The organism is Curtobacterium sp. MCLR17_058 (assembly GCF_003234705.2).
GTDB lineage: Bacteria > Actinomycetota > Actinomycetes > Actinomycetales > Microbacteriaceae > Curtobacterium > Curtobacterium flaccumfaciens.
The window spans coordinates 1,746,948-1,767,064 of sequence record NZ_CP126262.1; the positions used below are offsets into that span (position 1 = coordinate 1,746,948).

The 20,117-nt window shown below is 70.6% G+C and carries 14 protein-coding genes; 9 read left to right on the forward strand and 5 right to left on the reverse strand.

The window, feature by feature from the left end; genetic code table 11:
- The first annotated feature begins 13 nt into the window (after positions 1–13).
- The 6 genes from DEJ11_RS08295 (at position 14) to DEJ11_RS08320 (ending at position 9,853) form a co-directional block, all read left to right on the forward strand.
- Positions 14–193, forward strand: coding sequence for an SPOR domain-containing protein (locus DEJ11_RS08295; protein ID WP_111023013.1), 180 nt, complete (start codon positions 14–16; stop codon positions 191–193).
- A 125-nt stretch (positions 194–318) separates the two neighbouring features.
- Positions 319–1,656, forward strand: a complete 1,338-nt coding sequence (gene glnA, locus DEJ11_RS08300) for a type I glutamate--ammonia ligase (RefSeq protein WP_027465449.1) — start codon at positions 319–321, stop codon at positions 1,654–1,656.
- Positions 1,657–1,692: 36 nt separating this feature from the next.
- Positions 1,693–4,644, forward strand: coding sequence for a bifunctional [glutamine synthetase] adenylyltransferase/[glutamine synthetase]-adenylyl-L-tyrosine phosphorylase (locus DEJ11_RS08305; RefSeq protein ID WP_111104349.1), 2,952 nt, complete (start codon positions 1,693–1,695; stop codon positions 4,642–4,644).
- A gap of 571 nt (positions 4,645–5,215) precedes the next feature.
- Positions 5,216–6,850 (forward strand): glycosyltransferase family 2 protein, encoded by a 1,635-nt coding sequence (locus tag DEJ11_RS08310; protein ID WP_111046873.1) that lies wholly within the window; start codon positions 5,216–5,218, stop codon positions 6,848–6,850.
- A complete protein-coding gene (locus tag DEJ11_RS08315; RefSeq protein ID WP_111104348.1) occupies positions 6,843–8,429 on the forward strand; it encodes a glycoside hydrolase family 26 protein in 1,587 nt (528 codons plus the stop codon). The genes DEJ11_RS08310 and DEJ11_RS08315 overlap by 8 nt, the downstream gene beginning before the upstream one ends.
- Positions 8,426–9,853 (forward strand): UDP-glucose dehydrogenase family protein, encoded by a 1,428-nt coding sequence (locus DEJ11_RS08320; protein WP_071403961.1) that lies wholly within the window; start codon positions 8,426–8,428, stop codon positions 9,851–9,853. The genes DEJ11_RS08315 and DEJ11_RS08320 overlap by 4 nt, the downstream gene beginning before the upstream one ends.
- A gap of 413 nt (positions 9,854–10,266) precedes the next feature.
- On the opposite strand, the gene glnA (DEJ11_RS08325) is transcribed toward DEJ11_RS08320, so the two are convergent.
- Positions 10,267–11,691 (reverse strand): type I glutamate--ammonia ligase, encoded by a 1,425-nt coding sequence (gene glnA, locus DEJ11_RS08325; protein WP_027465453.1) that lies wholly within the window; start codon positions 11,689–11,691, stop codon positions 10,267–10,269.
- Between the two features lie 141 nt (positions 11,692–11,832).
- Between glnA (DEJ11_RS08325) and DEJ11_RS08330 the strand changes: the two genes are divergently transcribed.
- Positions 11,833–12,288 (forward strand): RDD family protein, encoded by a 456-nt coding sequence (locus DEJ11_RS08330; RefSeq protein WP_071244549.1) that lies wholly within the window; start codon positions 11,833–11,835, stop codon positions 12,286–12,288.
- Between the two features lie 377 nt (positions 12,289–12,665).
- Here DEJ11_RS08330 and DEJ11_RS08335 read toward each other — a convergent pair whose 3' ends face one another.
- On the reverse strand, positions 12,666–13,382 hold the full coding sequence (locus tag DEJ11_RS08335) for a DUF4191 domain-containing protein (protein WP_027465455.1): 717 nt from the start codon (positions 13,380–13,382) through the stop codon (positions 12,666–12,668).
- A gap of 128 nt (positions 13,383–13,510) precedes the next feature.
- Here DEJ11_RS08335 and DEJ11_RS08340 point away from each other — a divergent pair, with 128 nt between their 5' ends.
- Complete coding sequence (locus DEJ11_RS08340) at positions 13,511–14,338, forward strand: hypothetical protein (RefSeq protein ID WP_146250082.1); 828 nt, start codon at positions 13,511–13,513, stop codon at positions 14,336–14,338.
- Positions 14,339–14,420: 82 nt separating this feature from the next.
- On the opposite strand, the gene sucB is transcribed toward DEJ11_RS08340, so the two are convergent.
- From sucB to DEJ11_RS08355, 3 genes are all read right to left on the reverse strand, one after another.
- Positions 14,421–15,926, reverse strand: coding sequence for a 2-oxoglutarate dehydrogenase, E2 component, dihydrolipoamide succinyltransferase (gene sucB, locus DEJ11_RS08345; protein WP_111104345.1), 1,506 nt, complete (start codon positions 15,924–15,926; stop codon positions 14,421–14,423).
- Between the two features lie 70 nt (positions 15,927–15,996).
- Complete coding sequence (lpdA, locus tag DEJ11_RS08350) at positions 15,997–17,370, reverse strand: dihydrolipoyl dehydrogenase (RefSeq protein WP_111022800.1); 1,374 nt, start codon at positions 17,368–17,370, stop codon at positions 15,997–15,999.
- Between the two features lie 156 nt (positions 17,371–17,526).
- Positions 17,527–19,017 (reverse strand): leucyl aminopeptidase, encoded by a 1,491-nt coding sequence (locus DEJ11_RS08355; RefSeq protein ID WP_111104344.1) that lies wholly within the window; start codon positions 19,015–19,017, stop codon positions 17,527–17,529.
- A gap of 76 nt (positions 19,018–19,093) precedes the next feature.
- Here DEJ11_RS08355 and DEJ11_RS08360 point away from each other — a divergent pair, with 76 nt between their 5' ends.
- The gene (locus DEJ11_RS08360) at positions 19,094–20,023 is read left to right on the forward strand and encodes a proteasome assembly chaperone family protein (protein ID WP_027465460.1); all 930 of its coding nucleotides are present in this window, start codon (positions 19,094–19,096) and stop codon (positions 20,021–20,023) included.
- Positions 20,024–20,117: the final 94 nt, after the last annotated feature.

Genomic DNA, 20,117 nt, shown 5'->3' on the forward strand with positions numbered 1-20,117 from the left:
TACGGTGGGCGGCATGAGCGAAGAACGCATCGAGTCCCAGTGGTGGTTCAACGACAAGACCGGCCAGGTCGAGCAGGGCCCGCAGTCCCCGCAGCGCGACCGGATCGGCCCGTTCGCGACGCGCGAGGAGGCGCAGCACGCGCTCGACCGCATCGCCGCGAACAACGAGAAGTGGGACGCCGAGGACCGCTGAGCACCGCGGCCGGCGCTCCGCCGGCGCCCCGGTGACGGCGCGTCGCACGGCCCCGCGCACACCGCCGGACCACTAGCCTGGGACGAGGCCCGCCAGCGGCCACCCGATACACGGAAAGGTCGTGCATGGACAAGCAGACGGACTTCGTGCTCCGCACCATCGAGGAGCGCGGCATCAAGTTCATCCGACTCTGGTTCACGGACGTCATCGGGACGCTGAAGTCGGTGGCGATCGCCCCGGCCGAGGTCGAGGGCGCGTTCGCCGAGGGCATCGGGTTCGACGGCTCCGCGATCGAGGGCCTCACCCGTTCGTACGAGGCCGACGTCCTGGCACACCCGGACCCCTCGACCTTCCAGATCCTGCCGTGGCGCGGCGAGATCGACCCCACCGCGCGGATGTTCTGCGACATCACGACGCCGGACGGGCAGCCCGCCGTGGCCGACCCCCGCAACGTGCTGAAGCGCACCCTGGCCCGGGCGAGCGATCGCGGGTTCACGTTCTACACGCACCCTGAGATCGAGTTCTACCTGCTGAAGAGCCGCGAGTGGAAGGACGGCGGCCCGCAGCCCGTCGACCAGGCCGGCTACTTCGACAACGTCCCCGGCGGCAGCGCGCACGACTTCCGCCGCCGGTCGGTCCGGATGCTCGAGGACCTCGGCATCTCGGTCGAGTTCTCGCACCACGAGGCCGGCCCCGGGCAGAACGAGATCGACCTCCGCTACGCCGACGCACTGACGATGGCGGACAACATCATGACCTTCCGCACCGTGGTGAAGGAAGTCGCGATCGAGCAGGGCGTCTACGCGACGTTCATGCCGAAGCCGATCTCCGGCCAGCCCGGTTCCGGCATGCACACCCACGTCTCGCTGTTCGAGGGCGACCAGAACGCCTTCTACGAGGCCGGTGGCCAGTACCAGCTGTCGCAGACGGCCAAGCACTTCATCGCCGGCGTGCTCAAGCACGCGCCGGAGATCACCGCGGTGACGAACCAGTTCGTCAACTCGTACAAGCGGCTCTGGGGCGGCGACGAGGCCCCGTCCTTCGTCACCTGGGGCCACAACAACCGCTCGGCCCTGGTGCGCGTGCCGCTCTACAAGCCGAACAAGGGCCAGTCCTCGCGCATCGAGTACCGCGGCATCGACTCGGCGGCGAACCCGTACCTGGCGTACTCGCTGCTGCTCGCCGCCGGCCTCAAGGGCATCGAGGAAGAGTACGAGCTCCCCGCCGAGGCCGAGGACAACGTCTGGAGCCTCAGCGACTCGGAGCGTCGGGCCCTGGGCTACAGCCAGCTGCCCGCGAGCCTCGACCACGCGCTGAGCCTCATGGAGGACTCCGAGCTGGTGGCCGAGACCCTCGGCGAGCAGGTGTTCAACTTCGTGCTGCTCAACAAGCGGCAGGAGTGGAAGCGCTACCGCGACCAGGTCACCCCGTTCGAGCTCGACACCAACCTCGGCGCGCTCTAGAACCGAGCGCCCTGACCCCTCGGGAGCACGTTCCACATGACCGGTCGGACGACGACGTCACGTTCGGAGCTGGCCCGTCTGGGGTTCGCCGAGCTGTCGGAGAGCCTCGAGCGGGCTGCCGACCTGGAGGCCCGGTTCGGCCCCGACGTGCCGCTGCCGGTCGCCGGGTCTGCCGCGCTCTGGGGCGGCACCGCTGATCCGGACGGTGCCCTGCGGATGCTCGAGCGGCTGCTCGAGCGCGCGCCGGACGAGCTCCGCCCCGTCCTGACGGACGACGCGGCGACCGAGCGCCTGATCCGCCTGCTCGGCGCCTCGAGCGGTCTCGGGGAGTTCCTGCACCGGCGTCCCGCCGAGCTGGCTCTGCTGCTCGAACCGGTCGGCGAACCGTGGTCGCAGGAGCGGTACACGGCGTCGCTGACCGAGGCCGTCGACGGTGCCACGGGTGAGGACGCCCGGATGCGCCTGCGGGTGCGCTACCGCCGGCACCTGGCCCAGATCGCCCTGTTCGACGTGCTGCACGCCGTGCCGACCGATGCCTTCCCGGCCGTCGCGGCGGGACTCGCCGACCTGGCGGGCGCCACCCTCGACGCCGCCGTCGACATCGCCCGGCGCGAGGTGCCGTTCCCGGCGGCCGACGTCGCGGCGACTCCGCTCGCGGTGATCGCGATGGGCAAGGCCGGTGCGCGCGAGCTCAACTACGTCAGCGACGTCGACGTCATCTTCGTCACGGAGCCCACCGACGACGTCTCCACCGACCGGGCCGTCCTCGTCTCCACCCGCATCGCGATCGCCGCCATGCACGCGATCACCGACCTCGCCGCCGAACCCGCCCTGTGGGAGGTCGACGCGAACCTCCGGCCCGAGGGCAAGGACGGCGCACTCGTCCGCACCCTCGACTCGCACGTGGCGTACTACGAGCGCTGGGCGAAGGGGTGGGAGTTCCAGGCGCTGCTCAAGGCCCGCCCGATCGCCGGATCCGCCGACCTGGGTGCCCGGTACGCCGAGGCCGTCGCGTCGTTCGTGTGGAACTCCTCCACCCGGCCGGGATTCGTGGAATCCGTGCAGCGCATGCGCGAGCGGGTGACCGAGCACATCCCCGACGCCGACGTCGACCGGCAGCTCAAGCTCGGCCCCGGTGGCCTGCGGGACGTCGAGTTCACCGTGCAGCTCCTGCAGCTCGTGCACGGCCGTGACGACCCGTCCGTGCGGGTGCGATCGACGCTCGAGGCGATGGACGCCCTGACCGACGCCGGGTACGTCGGCCGTGCCGAGGCCGCTCGGTTCGGCCCGGACTACGCGCTGCTCCGGGTGCTCGAGCACCGCATCCAGCTCCGGCGCCTGCAGCGGACGCACCTCATGCCCTCCGACGAAGAGGAGCTGCGGGTGCTCGCCCGGTCGAGCGGCGTCGCGGCGTCGGCGCCGGCGCTCGAGGCCCGCTGGCGCGCCGTGAAGCTCGAGGTCCGCGGGCTCCACGAGCGTCTGTTCTACCGGCCGCTGCTGTCCGCCGTGGCCTCGACCGAGGACGAGATCGTCCTGACCAACGACCAGGTCGTCGACCGGCTCGCCGGTGTCGGGTTCGTCGACCCCGCCGGAGCCGTCGGCCACATCCGCGCCCTCACGCAGGGCACGAGCCGGCGCGCGGCGATCCAGCGGAACCTGCTCCCGGTGCTCCTGCGCTGGATGGCCGAGGGGCCTGCGCCGGACCGTGCGCTGCTGGCCTTCCGGCGGTTGAGCGACGGGCTGGGGGAGTCGAGCTGGTTCCTCCGCATGCTGCGCGACTCGTCCGGCGCCGCACACTCGCTCACCACCGTGCTGTCCGAGTCGGCGTTCCTGTCCGGGCTGCTCGAGCGGTTCCCCGAGGCGGTCGCCTGGCTCGACGAACCCGAGGCGCTCCTGCGTCCGCGGCCGATCGAGTCCCTGCTCGCCGAGATGACCGCGACCACCGCCCGGCACGGCAACGACGTCGACGGCTCCGCGGCTCTGCTGCGCTCGGCCCGACGTCGGGAGACCCTGCGGCTTGGCATGGCCGCCGTGCTCGGCTCCCTCGACGTCGACGGCCTGGGCCCGGCCCTGAGTGATGTCACCGAGGCCACCCTCGCCGGCGCCCTCGCGCTCGCCCGCCGTGACGCCCCCGAGGGCTTCGAGTTCGGCATCATCGCGATGGGCCGGTACGGCGGGCGGGAGCTCGGCTTCGGGTCGGACGCCGACGTGCTGTACGTGTACCGGGCCCCCGACCTGGCGCCCGAGGTCGCGTCCCGGACCGCCCAGACCATCGTGCGCGAGCTCAACCGCCTGACCGAGGACACCATCCACCCGCTCGACCTCGACATCGACCTGCGCCCCGAGGGCAAGAACGGTCCCGTCGTGCGGACGCTCGAGTCCTACGGCGCCTACTACGCCCGCTGGTCGCTCACGTGGGAGGCGCAGGCGCTCCTCCGTGCCCGCGGTGCCGTCGGTGACGCACAGCTCCTGCGTGACTTCGAGCACCTCGCCGACCGCACGCGGTACCCCGAGCGGATCGACGACCACCAGGTGCGCGAGGTCCGCCGCATCAAGGCCCGCGTCGAGTCGGAGCGGCTGCCCCGCGGCGCCGACCCGGCCCGGCACCTCAAGCTCGGTCGCGGGTCGCTCAGCGACGTCGAGTGGTTCGTGCAGCTCCTGCAGCTGCAGCACGCGCTCGAGATCCCGTCGCTCCGGACCACGTCGACGCTCGAGGCGCTCGACGCCGCGGTCGACGCCGGACTCGTCGGTGCCGAGGACGGCGAGCGGCTCGGGGCCGCCTGGCGCTTCGCATCGCGCACCCGGAGCGCCCTCGTGCTGTGGTCGGGGAAGACCACCGACGTGCTGCCCGTCGACCGCGTGCAGCTCGAGGGCGTCGCCCGCCTGATGGAGTACCCGCCGGGCTCCGCGAGCCGCCTCGAGGACGACTACCTCGGCGTCACGCGGCGCGCACGGCAGGTGTTCGAGCGCGAGTTCTACGGCGCCTGACCCGCCCGCGACACGGCGCCTGACCCGCCCGCGAGGGAGCGCCTGACCCGCGCCGACGCAGCGCCGAGCACCCCCGCGACACGCCCGAGCGTCTGCGGACGGACCCGACCTGAGCAGCCATCGAAGGTTAATTCTCCGTGTCGCACGACGTCCCCCGACGGCACCCTCTTCGTACCCCTGTTCGAAACAGAGCCCCGCTCGTTACCGGGCCGTGACCGAACTCCCACCGGACCGCCAGGGGACCTTTTCCGACGTCCCCCGACACGCCGCGTGACCACCTGCTGACCTGGGCTTTCCGTCGGACCCGACCCGTGCCTCCAGGCCGCACCTGTCGCCCATCGGGGCGACCCTGCGTCGAGGCGTGGTCCGCAGGAGTGCTGTCAGCACCACGGGGGACCACTCCGACCGGCCGAGAGGGGGACCGGTGTGTACCCCGTAACGCGCCCGTAACGCCCCCGGACGGGGGCCGCGTTGCGCGCGCGTTCAGGTTCTGCATCAATTGCATCACCCGAACCGGCCCTGATTCCCCGATGAAGCGGAATCTCCACCTCGAACGTTGAAGCAGGGATCAGTGTTCACCTTCATTCTGCAGATCAGGCAGATGGTCGAAGGCCACCCCGAGTTCTACCTGTTCGCCGTGTACTCCGCGGTGATCTGGTTGCTCTGGTTGCTCAAGGTCGTCATCTCCGCCCGCTACCGCCCCTTCACCGGCACCTTCGTCGGTACCACCAGCGTCGTCGTCCCCGTCGTGGACGAACCGCTCGACCTCTTCCGTGACGTCATCGGCCGCATGGTCGAGCAGCAGCCCGGCGAGATCATCGTCGTCATCAACGGTGCCCGCAACGAGGCGCTCGAGGAGGTCTGCGACGAGTTCGCCCCGCTCGTCCGCTGGACCCACACGCCCATCCCGGGCAAGCGCAACGCCGTCAAGGTCGGCACCGAGATGTCCAACGGCGACATCACCGTGCTGGTCGACTCCGACACCGTCTGGACCCCCGGCGCGCTCGAGGAACTCCTCAAGCCGTTCGCCGACGAGTCCGTCGGTGGTGTGACGACCCGGCAGCGCATCCTCGAACCGGAGCGCAGCTGGATCACCCGCTGGGCCGACTGGCTCGAGAACTCGCGGGCGCTCTACTCGATGCCGGCACAGAGTGTCCTCGGGCAGATCGGCTGCCTGCCCGGGCGCACCATCGCGTTCCGCCGGAGCATCCTCATGCGGGTGATGGACCGGTTCATGCACGAGAAGTTCATGGGCGTGTTCCTCGAGGTCTCGGACGACCGGACGCTGACGAACCTCACGCTCAAGGAGGGGTACCGGACCGTCTACCAGTACACGTCGCTGGTCTACACGGACGCCCCGCTGCAGGTGAAGAAGCTGTTCAAGCAGCAGCTCCGCTGGGCCCGCGGCTCGCAGTACAACACGCTGCGGATGCTGCCGTGGATGCTCGGCCACGCCCCGGTCCTGGCGGCGTTCTTCATCACCGACATCATCCTGCCGTTCATGCTCTTCGGCGTGATCGCGGGCTGGATCTACCGTGCCTTCACCGGCCAGGGCGAGAACCTGTACCAGGGCATCCTGTCGCAGTACGGCTTCTCGACCGGGTTCGTCTACGTCGCGGCGCTCATGGTGATCTCGAGCGTGCTGAGCATGGCGATCCGCCAGATGCGGCACCTGTCCGAGAAGCCGAGCGACTTCTTCCGCCTGCCGATGTTCATCATCGTGTCGACGTTCTTCCTGATGCCGATCCGGCTCATCGGCTTCTTCCGCCTGGCGCACGCGTCCGGCTGGGGGACCCGGGCCGGTGCCTACGCCGGTGGTCCGATGCAGGAGGACCCTGCGGACGCCGTCCAGCCGCTGTCCTCCACGGCGCAGATCCCGGTCAGTCCGATCGACGCCGAGCGTGCCCGGTCGGCCGGGTCCGGGCAGGCGGGTTCGGGCGCTGGTTCGCCCGCTCCGCTCGAGACCGTCGACCAGGTGGCCGTGGACCGTGCGTTCGACGAGCTCTTCGGCGCCGACGCGGCGACCAACTCCACCACCACCGTCCTCGCCACCCGCCGCGAGGCCGCAGCAGCGGTCGCGCAGCAGGAGGCCCAGCGAGCAGCCGCGCCGGCCCCCGCCCGAGCCCGCCGGTACAACCCGTACGCAGCGATCCCGTACGTGATCGGCATCGCGATCTTCGCCCTGGAGGCGTTCCTCATTGTCTGACTTCATCCGTTCCTCGAGTGCTTGGTGGGCGCAGTCCAGCAAGCACGCCCGCCGGACGGCCATCGGCACGACGGCCATCGTGCTGGCGCTCGGCCTCATCACCTGGTCGGTGTGGATCTCGCCCTCCGGCCCCGTCTCGACCGCCGTGCACCAGGCGCTGGGCGTCGAGGCGCCGAAGGCCAAGACGGTGTCCGCCGCCGAGCTGCAGACGCAGCTCGACGCCGCCCAGGAGCGCATCTGGTCGCTCGAGGGCAAGCTCGACTCCCGCACGGCCCAGGCCGGGTCGCGTGGCGACCAGATCTCGGAACTCAAGGCGCAGATCGCGTCGCTGCAGTCCCAGCTCGGTGCCGCGAAGGACTCGGGAGGCTCGTCCAACGTCAACGCCGCGGGTTCCGGCAGCGGTGGCTCGGGTTCCGGCGGGTCCGGTGCCGGTTCGGCCGCCGGGTCCGGCTCGGGCTCGTCCGACAACGGGTCCGGCAGCGGCTCCGGTTCCGGCAACGGCTCCGGGTCCGGGTCCGGCTCTGGCTCCGGCAACGGTGGCGGCTCGAAGCCGAACCCCGGTCCCTCGACCGACCCGGGTGCCACCCCGGTCGTCACACCGACCAAGGCCGAGATCCTCGGCCAGCAGTCGCGCTGGTACGGCCTGTACACCGCGCAGTCCCCGTTCAACTGGGCCGAGTACGACGAGGTCTCCCGTCAGGTCGGCACCGCGTCGAACATGACCGGCTTCTTCCAGGGCTTCGACCAGGAGTTCAACGCCCCCGCGGTGCAGCGCTCCTGGGCCAACGGCCGTGTCCCGCTCATGACGTGGGAGACCGTGCCGGCGCAGACCGGCAACGACCAGAAGTACGTCCCCGGGTACACCAACGAGGACATCTCCGGTGGGTCGTTCGACGCCTACCTGACGAAGTACGCCAAGGCGCTGGCGGCCAACGGACAGCCGATGGTCATCCGTCTCGACCACGAGATGAACGGCTCCTGGTACAACTGGTCCGAGGGTGACGACCAGAAGAACCCGGCCGGCTCCTACGTGAAGATGTGGCAGCACGTGCACGACGTCTTCCAGGCGAACGGTGCGAACAAGTACGTCATCTGGGACTGGTCCCCGAGCCGCATCGACAAGCTCGGCAACCCGAAGTACCAGACGCTCGACTACATGCGGCAGTACTACCCGGGTGCGGACTACGTGGACTGGGTCGGCATGAGCGGCTACTACCGCGACGCCACCGAGCAGCCGACGTTCGGCACGACCTTCGGAGCGACGCTCACGCAGCTCCGCCAGATCGCGCCGGGCAAGGGCATCATGCTCAACGAGATCGGGGCGACCGAGACCGGCACGAGTGTCGCGAACCCGCAGAAGACGCAGTGGATCAACTCGCTCTTCGATGCGCTGGCGGACCCCGCCAACAAGGACATCGTCGGCTTCGCGTACTTCAGCGAGACCGCGACCACCATCATCGACGGCAAGCGCACCACGAACGACTGGCGTCTCAACTCCCGCGCCGATTCCCTCAAGGCCTTCGCCGAGGGCATCAAGCGCAACGACATCGACTACGACCTGCAGGAGGTCACGCAATGAGCGAGTCCAAGAAGTCGACCGCATCGGCCGACACCCGCCCCGCACCCGTCATCAGCGTCATCGGCACCGGCTACCTCGGCGCCACCCACGCGGCCGCCATGGCCGAGATGGGCTTCGAGACCATCGGTGTCGACATCGACCCGTCGAAGCTCGCCGCACTGTCCGCCGGTGAGGTCCCGTTCTTCGAGCCCGGGCTGCCCGAGCTCATCACGAAGCACGTCGCCAGCGGCAAGCTCCGCTTCACCTCCGACATCGCCTCGGCCGTCGCCGCTGCGGACGTCCACTTCGTGTGCGTCGGCACCCCGCAGAAGGCCGGGTCGCACGCCGCGAACCTGGCCTACGTCGAGAGCGCCACCCGTGGCGTCGCCGAGAACCTCACCCACCCGGGCCTCATCGTCGGCAAGTCGACGGTCCCGGTCGGCACCGCAGCGCGACTCCGTGGCATCGTCCGCGAGTTCACGCCCGCCGGGATCGACGCCGAGCTCATCTGGAACCCCGAGTTCCTGCGTGAGGGCAAGGCCGTCGAGGACACCCTGCACCCGGACCGTCTGGTCTGGGGTGGAGCCTCCGAGGCCGCCGACGCCGTGATCCGCGAGGTCTACGCCGCGCCCATCAGCGAGGGCACCCCGGTCATCACCACCGACCTCGCCACCGCGGAGCTCGTCAAGGTGAGCGCCAACGCGTTCCTCGCCACGAAGATCTCGTTCATCAACGCGATCTCCGAGATGTGCGCCATCACCGGCGCCGACGTCTCCACGCTCGCCGACGCCCTCGGCCACGACGCCCGCATCGGCCGCAAGTTCCTGAACGCCGGCCTCGGCTTCGGCGGCGGCTGCCTGCCGAAGGACATCCGGGCGCTCATGTACCGCGCGAACGAGATCGGTGCCGGCCAGGTCGTCGGCCTCATGCAGCAGGTCGACGAGATCAACATGGGGCAGCGCCAGCGGGTCATCGACATGGCGATCGACTCGGCCGGGGGATCGGTGCTCAACCGTCGCGTGGCTGTCATCGGTGCCGCGTTCAAGCCCCTGACCGACGACGTCCGGGACTCCCCGGCGCTCAACGTCGCCGCAGCGCTGCACCTCCGCGGCGCGCAGGTGACGCTCTGGGACCCCGAGGCAATGGAGCCCGCGAAGCGCTCGTTCCCGACGCTGAGCTACGCCGCCTCGATGACGGACGCGATCGAGGGCGCCGACGTCGTCCTCGTGCTCACCGAGTGGGACGACATCATCACCGCCGACCCGGTCGCCCTCGGTGACCTCGTCGGGCGCCGCGTCGTGATCGACGCGCGCAACTGCCTCCCGGTCCTCGACTGGGTGAAAGCGGGGTGGACCGTCCGTTCCCTGGGACGTCCCACGCCGGTCACGGGTGCACCCGTGAGCGTCGCAGCGGGGACGAACGACGCGTTGGCCACGAGCCGCTAGTCACCGTTCGCGAGACGGGGTCCGTGCCGGGCGGCGCGGGCCCCGTTCCCGTGCGCCCGGGGCTTGGTCTGTCCGGGCGTCCCTGGTCGAATCGGGCGTACCGGGTCGAATCGGGCGTCCCTGGTCGGGAGTTCTGACCAGGTACGCCCGATTCCGCTTTCCAGTCCGGCTGCTATGGGAAGGAACGTGCGCCGCGACCGCCTGGAGGCCCGACACCCGCCCGCCGGACCGGCACCGGGCCTCCAGGCGGTCGCGTCAGCACCCCGCGCGCACGGTGGCAGCGTCCTCTCGCGCTGGGCGACACCTCACGCGCGGCGCAGCCCGTGAGGTGTCGCCCAGCCCGAAACGTGGCCGGCACGGCGAAGGGCCCCGCACCTGACGGTGCGGGGCCCTTCGTGTGGTGTCAGCGGGACTCAGACCCCGAAGTACAGCTCGTACTCGAACGGGTGCGGGCGCTGGGCCAGCGGGAGGATCTCGTTCTCACGCTTGTAGTCGATCCAGGTCTGGATGAGGTCCTCGGTGAAGACGTTGCCCTTCGTGAGGAACTCGTGGTCCGCCTCGAGCGCGTCGAGCGCCTCGTCGAGGGAGCCGGGGACCTGGGGGATGCCCTTGGCCTCCTCGGGCGGGAGCTCGTAGAGGTCCTTGTCGACCGGCTCGTGCGGCTCGATGCGGTTCTGGATACCGTCGAGGCCCGCCATCAGCTGCGCGGCGAAGGCGAGGTACGGGTTGCCGGAGGCGTCGGGCGCGCGGAACTCGATGCGCTTGGCCTTCGGGTTGGTGCCCGTGATCGGGATGCGGATCGCCGCCGAGCGGTTGCCGGCCGAGTAGACCAGGTTGACCGGAGCCTCGAAGCCCTTGACCAGACGGTGGTACGAGTTGATCGACGGGTTGGTGAAGGCGAGCAGCGCCGAGGCGTGCTTCAGGATGCCGCCGATGTACCAGCGGGCGAGGTCCGACAGGCCGCCGTAGCCGTTCTCGTCGTAGAAGAGCGGCTTGCCGTCCGACCAGAGCGACTGGTGGGTGTGCATGCCCGAGCCGTTGTCGCCGAAGAGCGGCTTCGGCATGAACGTGGCGACCTTGCCCCACTGGTCGGCCGTGTTCTTGACGATGTACTTGAACTTCAGGATGTCGTCCGCGGCGTGGACCATCGTGTCGAACTTGTAGTTGATCTCCTGCTGGCCGCCGGTGCCCACCTCGTGGTGCGAGCGCTCGAGCTCGAAGCCGGCGTCGATCAGCTTGAGGGTGATGTCGTCGCGCAGGTCGGCGGTCTTGTCGACCGGCGACACGGGGAAGTAGCCGCCCTTGTACGGGGTCTTGTTGGCGAGGTTGCCGCCCTCTTCGTCCCGACCGGTGTTCCAGGCGCCCTCTTCGGAGTCGACCGCGTAGAAGGACTCGTTCTGCGTGACCGAGTAGCGGACGTCGTCGAAGATGTAGAACTCGGCCTCGGGGGCGAAGAACGCGGTGTCCGCGATGCCCGTCGACGCGAGGTACTTCTCGGCCTTCTTCGCCACCTGGCGCGGGTCGCGGCCGTAGATCTCGCCGTTCCGCGGGTTGTAGATGTCGAAGATCATGATGAGCGTGCGCTCGGCGCGGAACTGGTCGACGTACGCCGTGGTGACATCGGGGATCAGCTGCATGTCGGACTCGTGGATCGACGCGAAGCCGCGGATGGAGGAGCCGTCGAACAGCTGGCCGACCGAGAAGAAGTCCTCGTCGACGGTGGATGCCGGGATGTTGAAGTGCTGCTGCACACCGGGCAGGTCCGTGAAGCGGATGTCGAGGAACTTGACGTCGGTGTCCTTGATGAAGGCCAGGACCTCGGAGGAATCGCTGAACATGGGGCCGATCTCCAATGGGTTGGGTGATGTCGGAGGCACCGGTCAAGGCACCTCCGACGAGGCTATTGACACGGGGTTTCCCGGACATGACTGGTTTGTTTCGGGCGTGTTACGCCCGGGCTGTCGCCTACGCTGGGGACCATGGCCCGCAGCACTCCCAGTCCGTCCGCGCCCTCCGAGCACCCGGACGGATGGCCGGGCAAGGACCTCGGTCTGCCCGAGTCCGGTCCCCGGAGTGTGGGGCGGATCGGGCGGCGGGTCGTCGCGCTCCTCATCGACGGCGCACTTGCTGACCTGGTCGCCTACGTCACCGGGGTCTGGTCGCCGGTGAACGGTTCGGGCGACATCGCGCACTCCTGGGTGCAGATCGCCATCTTCGCCGTGCTGCAGATCGTGTTCATCTGCCTGCTGTCCGGGTCGTTCGGGCACATCTGCGTCGGACTCCGGGTCGTCCCGATGCGTGGAGGCTACGTGGGGGTGTGGCGGCCGATCCTCCGGACGGTGCTGCTTTGCCTGGTGGTCCCGGCGCTCATCATCGACCGCGACAGCCGGGGTGCGCACGACCGCATCGCGGGGACGGTGCTCGTCCGCCGCTGATCGCGTCGGCCGGGGTTGCGGGTGCGGCGCGCGGGTCGTGGCTGTCGTCCGCGCCGTCGCACCGTGCGGGGTCGCTCATCGGGTGCGAGCAGGCACGCCCCGTGCGCCGTCGAAGTCCCGCACCGAGCTGGCAACCTCGCACGGTCCAGGGCCGGTGCCGCGCCGTCGCACCGTGCGAGGTTGCTCACCGGGTGCGAGTCGGCCCGCCCCGTGCGCGGTCGGAGTCCCGCACCGAGCTGGCAACCTCGCACGGTTCAGCGAAGGTCGCACGGTGCGGGACTCGCGAACACCCCCGCCCCCGCCGGCACTCCACGCACGCACGAGAACGCCCACGACCAGATCTGGTCGGGGGCGTTCTCGTGTGCGGAGGGCTTCGGTCAGCGCGGCCGTCCGGCGCGAGCCCGCATCGGGTCCATGCCCTTCGGGATCGAGGCCGCGGGGCTCTGCGTCAGCGAGTCGAGACGGTTCGCGACCGCCAGGACCTCGTTGCGGTTGAGCGACTTCTTGAGCTTGTTCATGGCACGGGGCAGCTTGTGCAGCGTCAGGCTCTCACCGGTGCCGTCACCCACGTGCAGCACGTGCACGGCGACGTTCGGGACGATGCGCTGCACCTTGCGGCGCTCCTCGTCGACCTGGCGGTTGAGGTTGCCACGCTGGCCCTCGGTGATCAGGACGACGCCCGGGCGACCCACGGCGCGGTAGACCGCTGCCTGCGAGCGACCGTGCACCGCGACCGGCATCTCGCTCGAGCGCCACTGGCGACGGAGCGAGTTCGACAGCACGGCACCGACGGCGCCGGGCTGGCCTTCGATCTGCGAGTACGCGGCGCGTTCGGCCAGACGGCCGAGCACGATGAGGAAGAGCAGCACACCGAGCAGCACACCGGCGACGATCCACAGGACGATCGCGAGCCAGTTCTGCCCCGGCAGGAGCAGCGCCAGCAGGACACCGAGGACGACCGGGCCGACGAAGGCGAGGGCGAACCACCAGACCGACGACGGGTCGGCCTTTCGGGTCATCTGGAAGACCTGGAACATCTGCTTGAGACGCCCCGGCTCCTTCGCCTTCTTGTCTGTGGAAGAGCTGCGTGCCATGCGAACAGGATACGGCCTCCGTGCGCCGGGGGAGACCGTCGCGTGTCCGGCTGTGCGCGAACACGTCTTGTCCACAGGTGGTGCGGGAGAGCCTGGAGGCCCGCCGCGCCACCGCCACGCTGGTCGCCATGGAGACGAGTACCGAAGACCACCCGGATCGCTGGATCGCGACCGGCAACGAGCACGACGTGCTCAGCTGGGTCGCCGACCGCTCCGCGGCCGCCGAGCGGCACCTCGTCCCGGTGGCCGCGGTCGGTCGGACCCCGACGGGGCATCTCGTGGTCGACATCGACCGGCCGACCGGCACACCGCTCGTGGCGGCGCTCGACCGGCTCGGCACCCCGACCACCGGCGTCGCGGTGACCCTGACGGTCCCGCTCCTGGAGCTCCTGGTGGCGGTGCACGACGGCGCGGTCCTGCTCGGTACAGCCGGCATCGACGACGTGCTGGTGGACGACTCCGGTGCCGTCGTGCTCTGCGACCGCCCGACGAACGCGACGAACCCGACGACCCCGACGAACCCGATGAACCAAACCAACGCGAGGACCCCGACGCGCACCGCACCCCCGACCGACGCGGCCCGCACCCTCGTGCTCGCAGCCCGGACGGTGTGGGACCGCGTCGACCCGGCCGATCCCGCTCAGCAACCGGTGCTCGACGCGCTGCAGGACGCCCTCGACGGTGACGGACCGAGCGCACGAACGGCACTCGACGTCGTCCACGGCACCGCCGCGCCCCGGCCGTTCCGCTGGACCCCTGTGCCGAGCGACCTCGTGTTCGCCGAACCGCCGACACCGGACGGGCAGGACGGACTGCTCGAGCGCCTGCGGGGCGTGGTCGAGCACGGCGTCCCGCTCGGAGCCGACCGACGGCTCCCGCTCCGCCGCGTGCTCGTAGGGCTCGTCGTCGCCGTCGGGTCGGTGGTCGCCGCCCTGACCCTGCTCGGCGGCGGGTGACGCCGAACCCGCCCGTGAACGGGAACGGGAACGGCCCCAGCTCCCACGAGGGGAACCGGGGCCGTCGGCCGTGCTGCTGGGATCAGTACCCGAGGTTCGGAGCGAAGTTGCCCTCTTCGAGACGGTTCTTCACCGCGACGAGGTACCGCGAGGCATCCGCACCGTCGATGATCCGGTGGTCGTACGACAGTGCCAGGTAGACGAACGAGCGGATGGCGATGGCCTCCTGGCCGTCGACCTTCACGACCGCCGGACGCTTCGTGACGATGCCGGTGCCGAGGATCGCCGACTGCGGCAGGAACACCACGGGGGTGTCGAACAGCGCGCCACGCGATCCGGTGTTGGTCAGTGTGAACGTGCCACCGGCCAGCTCGTCGGGCTTGAGCTGGTTGTTCCGGGTGCGCTCGGCGAGGTCCGCGATGGACTTCGAGAACTGCGCCAGGTCCAGCGAGGCCGCGTCCTTGATGACCGGGGTCAGCAGGCCGCGCTCGGTGTCCACCGCGATGGAGACGTTCTCGGACTCCGGGTAGACGATCTCGTCACCCTCGACCGTGGAGTTGATCTTCGGGTGGGCCTTCAGTGCCTCGGACGCCGCGAGGGCGAAGAACGGCATGAAGGAGAGCTTCGAGCCGGTCTTCTCGAGGAACTCCGCCTTGTGGGCGTCGCGGAACTGCGCCACCTTCGTGACGTCGACCTCGACGACGCTCGTGAGCTGTGCGGTCGAGGTCATCGACTGCACGGCACGCTCGGCGACGACCTTGCGCAGGCGGGTCATCTTCTCGCGGGTCCCGCGCAGCGGCGAGACCTCGGCGACGAACGGGCCGGACGCGGCGGCTGGTGCTGCTGCTGCTGCCGAGGCGGCCGGGGCCTTCGCGGCGGCGGCGAGGACGTCCTCCTTGCGGATGCGCCCCCCGACACCGGAGCCGGTGACCGTGGACAGGTCGACACCCTGCTCGTTGGCGAGCTTGCGCACCAGCGGGGTGACGTAGCCGGAGGCTGCGCCGTCCTGCGTGGGGTTCGGCACCGCGGCGGCGGCCGTGGTGCTCGGCGCGGATGCCGGAGCCGGAGCGGCCTGGGCCGGCACGGCTGCCGGCGGAGCGGCTGCGGGCGGCGGGACCGGAGCGGCGGCCGGGACCGGTGCTGCCGCGGGCGGGGCGGACGGTGCCTGCGGGGCGGCGGGCTGCGTCTGTCCGGCGGGGGCCGGCTCGGGCTCGGTGGGCTCGGGCGCGGGGGTCTCGGCCTCCTGCTCCGTGCTCGGAGCGGCCTCGGGCTCCTCGGCGTCGGCAGCGGCGGCGTTCGCGTCGTCGGCGCCGGAGTCGGACGAGTCCGAACCGCCGTCGGACGAGCCGGAGCCGTCACCGATCTTCACGAGGGCGGTGCCGACCTCGACGGTCTCGTCCTCGGGAACGAGGATCTCCTCGACGACGCCGGCGATCGGCGACGGGATCTCGGTGTCGACCTTGTCGGTCGAGACCTCGAGCAGCGGCTCGTCGACCTCGACCCGGTCACCGACGTTCTTCAGCCATCGGGTCACCGTGCCCTCGGTGACGCTCTCGCCGAGCGCCGGGAGGTTGACGGATTCGCTCATCGGGTGGACTCCTCTTCGCGGGGGATTGCAGTGGTTGTTGATGTCATTGTCACAGTGCGGCCGGTGCCGGTCACAGCGCGTGCAGCGGCTTGCCCGCGAGGTGCAGGAACGCCTCGCCGAGGGCTTCGTTCTGGGTCGGGTGACCGTGCACCAGGGGAGCGATGTCCTCCGGGTAGGCCTCCCAGTTCACGGCGAGCTGGGCTTCGCCGATGAGCTCGCCGACGCGGGCACCGATCATGCTGACGCCGACGACGGGGCCGTCCACGACGCGCACGACCTTGACGGAGCCGGAGGTCCCGATGATGTGGCTCTTGCCGTTGCCGGCCAGGTTGTACTCGTACGAGTCGACCTTGTCGGCGCCGTACTGCTCCTCGGCCTTGGCCTGCGAGAGCCCGACCGACGCGACCTCGGGGTCGGAGTAGGTGATCTTCGGGATGTTCTTGTCCTCGATGACCACCGGGTTGAGGCCGGCGATCTCCTCGGCGACGAAGATGCCCTGCTGGAAGCCGCGGTGCGCGAGCTGCAGACCGGGGACGATGTCGCCGACGGCGTAGACGTTCGGGATGTTCGTGGCGAGACGCTCGTTCGTGGTGACGAACCCGCGGTCCATCGCCACGCCGACCTCGTCGTAGCCGACGTTCTGCGTGACCGGGCCACGGCCGACGGCGACGAGCAGCACGTCACCGTCGAAGGTCTTGCCGTCCTCCAGCGTGACGACGACGCCGTTCTCGTGCTGCTCGACGCCCTGGAACCGGACACCGAGCGAGAACTCGATGCCGCGCTTGCGGAACGCACGCTCGAGCTGCTTCGACATCGACTCGTCCTCGGCGGGGACCAGGTGCGGCAGGCCCTCGACGATGGTGACCTCGGCCCCGAAGGACTTCCAGACGCTGGCGAACTCGACGCCGATGACGCCGCCGCCCAGGATGACGACCTTGTTCGGGACGTAGTCCATGCGGAGCGCGGTCTCGCTGGTGATCACGCGGCCGCCGATCTCGAGCCCGGGCAGGGACTTCGAGTAGGAGCCGGTCGCGAGCACGATGTTCTTGCCGGTGACGGTCTGGTCGCCGACCTGCACGGTGTTCTGCGAGGTCAGACGACCCCAGCCCTCGACCACGGTGATGCCGCGGGCCTTGATCAGACCCTGCAGGCCCTTGTACTTGGAGTTGATGATGCCCTGCTGGTAGTCGATGACCTTGGGCACGTCGACACCGGCGAACTCCGCGACCACGCCGTACTTCTCGGCGTCGCGCGTCGCGTCGGCGACCTCGGCCGCGTGCAGCAGTGCCTTCGTCGGGATGCAGCCGCGGTGCAGGCACGTCCCTCCGAGCTTGTCGCCCTCGATGAGCGCGACGCTCATGCCGAGTTCGGCGGCCCGGAGCGCAGCGGCGTACCCACCACTCCCGCCACCGAGGACAACGACGTCGTAAGTCTGTTCCGTCACCTGGTGCAACTCCCTCGTGCGTGTCGGGCCGATCGGGCCCTACGTGGACACCGCGGAGGGCGGCGTCCGACGGTCGGACCGCGTGGTTCCGGTCCCGTCCCGTGCAGTACCGGTGGGAGGCGCGTCAGTGCGCCGTTCCCACCGGTACCAAACCTACTACTCGGACTGGAGGTCTTCTGCGAGAGCGATGAGCGTCCGGACCATCACGCCCGTCGCACCCTTGCCCAACCAGGCGTACCCGCCGCCCTTGTTCTCCGACGGACCCGCGATGTCGAGGTGCGCCCAGGGGACACCCTCGCCGGCGAAGCGCTCGAGGAACTTGCCCGCGAGCAGCATGCCGCCGGCCGGGTTGCCGACCGTGGCGTTGACGATGTCGGCGACGTCGCTGGACAGCCGGGCCTCGAGCTCCTCGGGCAGCGGCATCGGCCAGATCGGCTCCGAGACGCCCTCGGCGACGGCGCGGACCTTCGCGACGAGGTCGTCGCTGCCCATCAGGCCGGTGGTGCGGTCGCCGAGCGCGACGACCTGGGCGCCGGTCAGCGTGGCGACGTCGACGAGCGCGTCGGGCTGCTCGAGCGACGCGGCGGCCATCCCGTCGCCGAGCACCAGGCGGCCCTCGGCGTCGGTGTTCGTGACCTCGACCGTGGTGCCGTTCTTCAGCGTCAGGACGTCGCCCGGGCGGGTCGCGGTGCCGGAGGGCATGTTCTCGGCGAGGGCGAGCCACGCGGTCACGCGCACGTTCAGCCCCAGGCGGGCGGCGGCGACGGTCGCGGCGAGCACCGTGGCGGCACCGGTCATGTCGGTCTTCATGCCGAGCATCGACGCCGCGGGCTTGAGCGAGAGGCCGCCCGAGTCGAAGGTGATGCCCTTGCCCACGAGGGCGAGGTGCTTCGTGGCGGACTCCGGCGCGTACCGGACGACGACCAGGCGCGGGGGACGCGCCGAACCGCGGCCGACACCGAGGATGCCGCCGAAGCCCTGCTCCTCGAGCGCCTGCTCGTCGAGGACCTCGACGGTGAGCGGCAGGTCCGAGGCGAACCCGGTCGCGACGTCGGCGACGTCCTGCGGCCCGAGGTCGCCCGCGGCGGTGTTCACGAGATCGCGCACGAGCGACGCGGCGTCGGCGACGATCGCGGGGCGCACGGCGGCGTCGGCTGCGACGTCGGCGGGGGCGACGACCTCGATGCGCTGGTCACCGCGGGCCGGGGCCTTGGTGCCGGTGCCCTTGTGCCGGGTGAAGGCGTACGCGCCGAGCGCCGCGCCCTCGAGGGCGGCGTCGACGAGCTCGGCCGAGTCCGTGGGCAGGGCGAGCGTGATCGAGTCGACCCGGGGGAGCTGTCGCACGGCGCTGCCGGCCGCAGCGCGGATCGCCGCGACGCCCGTGGCGGAGCCGAGGCCGATCAGCGCGACCGACTTCGCACCGACGCCGGTGGCCGGCAGCCGGACGAGCTGGTCCTTCGCGCCGGTGACCCCGATCGCGGCGAGGTCGAGGCCGGCGAGGGCGTCGAGCGTGCCGAGGGCGGTGGGGGCGAGCACGGCGGGGCTGTCGGCCTCGCCGGCCGAGCCCGGGCGGACCCCGACGACGAGCACGTCGGCGGTGGTGGTCTCGGGGGGTGAACTGGTGGTGGAGAGCGTCGGTCGGACCATGCTCCAACCCTACCGACGGCCTGTTCGCTGTCGGCGTGGTCGTCGCGCACCGGGGACGTCGGAGGCCCCGCCTAGCATGGGGACGGTGAACCACCCCGAGGAGCTCTACACGTTCGACGCGGACGCCCCGACCGTGCCAGCAGGGTTGCACCTGATCGCCGGGCTGACCGGTTTCGCCGATGCCGGATCGGCCGTGGCGCAGGTGACGAACTCGATCCTCGAGGACCTCGACACCGAGCTCGTCGCCGAGTTCGACCCGGACGTGCTGCTCGACTGGCGGGCCCGTCGCCCGGTCATCACCTTCGAGCACGACCACATCAGCGCCGTCGAGCCGCCCCGTCTGGCGCTGCACCTGGTGCGCGACGAGATCGGCCAGCCGTTCCTGTTCCTGTCGGGCTACGAGCCGGACTTCCAGTGGAACCGCTTCGTCCGCGCCGTCACCGGGCTCGCCGCCGACCTGCAGGTCGCCGACACCACGTGGGTGCAGTCCATCCCGATGCCGGTCCCGCACACCCGTCCGATCAGCCTGACCGTCTCCGGCACCCGGGCCGACCTCGTCGAGCAGATGAGCGTCTGGAAGCCCGAGACCCAGGCGCCGGCGAACGTCCTGCACCTGGTCGAGCACCGCCTCGCCGAGACGGGCGCGCAGGTCACCGGGCTCGTGCTGCTCGTGCCGCACTACCTGTCCGACACCGAGTTCCCCGACGCCGCCGTCGCAGCCCTGTCCGGCATCGCCGCCGCGACCGGGCTCATCTTCCCGACCGACGCCCTGCGCGAGTCGGGTCGCGAGTTCCTCACCCGCGTCGAGGAGCAGGTGGCCGGCAACCCCGAGCTGCAGCGCCTGGTCTCCGTGCTCGAGGAGCGGCACGACACGTACATGGAGGGCAACCCCGTCGCATCGCCGCTCACCGGCGTCGACGGCGAGGTGCCGACCGCCGACGCCATCGCGGCCGAGCTCGAGCGCTTCCTCGCCGACCGGCGCACCCAGGGCGACGCGACCGACTGACCGTCGCGGGATCCGGACGTCCCCACAGGGCGGCCTGGAGGCCCGTGGCGGCCCCGCACCGCGCCTCCAGGCCGTCCTCCGGTCGCCCGCACGA

What these genes read in the sequence shown, in the direction of transcription:
- DEJ11_RS08295 (WP_111023013.1), top strand. Translation starts at nt 14, where the DNA reads ATGAGCGAAGAACGCATCGAGTCCCAGTGGTGGTTCAACGACAAGACC.
- glnA (WP_027465449.1), top strand. Translation starts at nt 319, where the DNA reads ATGGACAAGCAGACGGACTTCGTGCTCCGCACCATCGAGGAGCGCGGC.
- DEJ11_RS08305 (WP_111104349.1), top strand. Translation starts at nt 1,693, where the DNA reads ATGACCGGTCGGACGACGACGTCACGTTCGGAGCTGGCCCGTCTGGGG.
- DEJ11_RS08320 (WP_071403961.1), top strand. Translation starts at nt 8,426, where the DNA reads ATGAGCGAGTCCAAGAAGTCGACCGCATCGGCCGACACCCGCCCCGCA.
- glnA (WP_027465453.1), bottom strand. Translation starts at nt 11,691, where the DNA reads ATGTTCAGCGATTCCTCCGAGGTCCTGGCCTTCATCAAGGACACCGAC.
- DEJ11_RS08330 (WP_071244549.1), top strand. Translation starts at nt 11,833, where the DNA reads ATGGCCCGCAGCACTCCCAGTCCGTCCGCGCCCTCCGAGCACCCGGAC.
- DEJ11_RS08335 (WP_027465455.1), bottom strand. Translation starts at nt 13,382, where the DNA reads ATGGCACGCAGCTCTTCCACAGACAAGAAGGCGAAGGAGCCGGGGCGT.
- DEJ11_RS08340 (WP_146250082.1), top strand. Translation starts at nt 13,511, where the DNA reads ATGGAGACGAGTACCGAAGACCACCCGGATCGCTGGATCGCGACCGGC.
- sucB (WP_111104345.1), bottom strand. Translation starts at nt 15,926, where the DNA reads ATGAGCGAATCCGTCAACCTCCCGGCGCTCGGCGAGAGCGTCACCGAG.
- DEJ11_RS08355 (WP_111104344.1), bottom strand. Translation starts at nt 19,017, where the DNA reads ATGGTCCGACCGACGCTCTCCACCACCAGTTCACCCCCCGAGACCACC.
- DEJ11_RS08360 (WP_027465460.1), top strand. Translation starts at nt 19,094, where the DNA reads ATGGGGACGGTGAACCACCCCGAGGAGCTCTACACGTTCGACGCGGAC.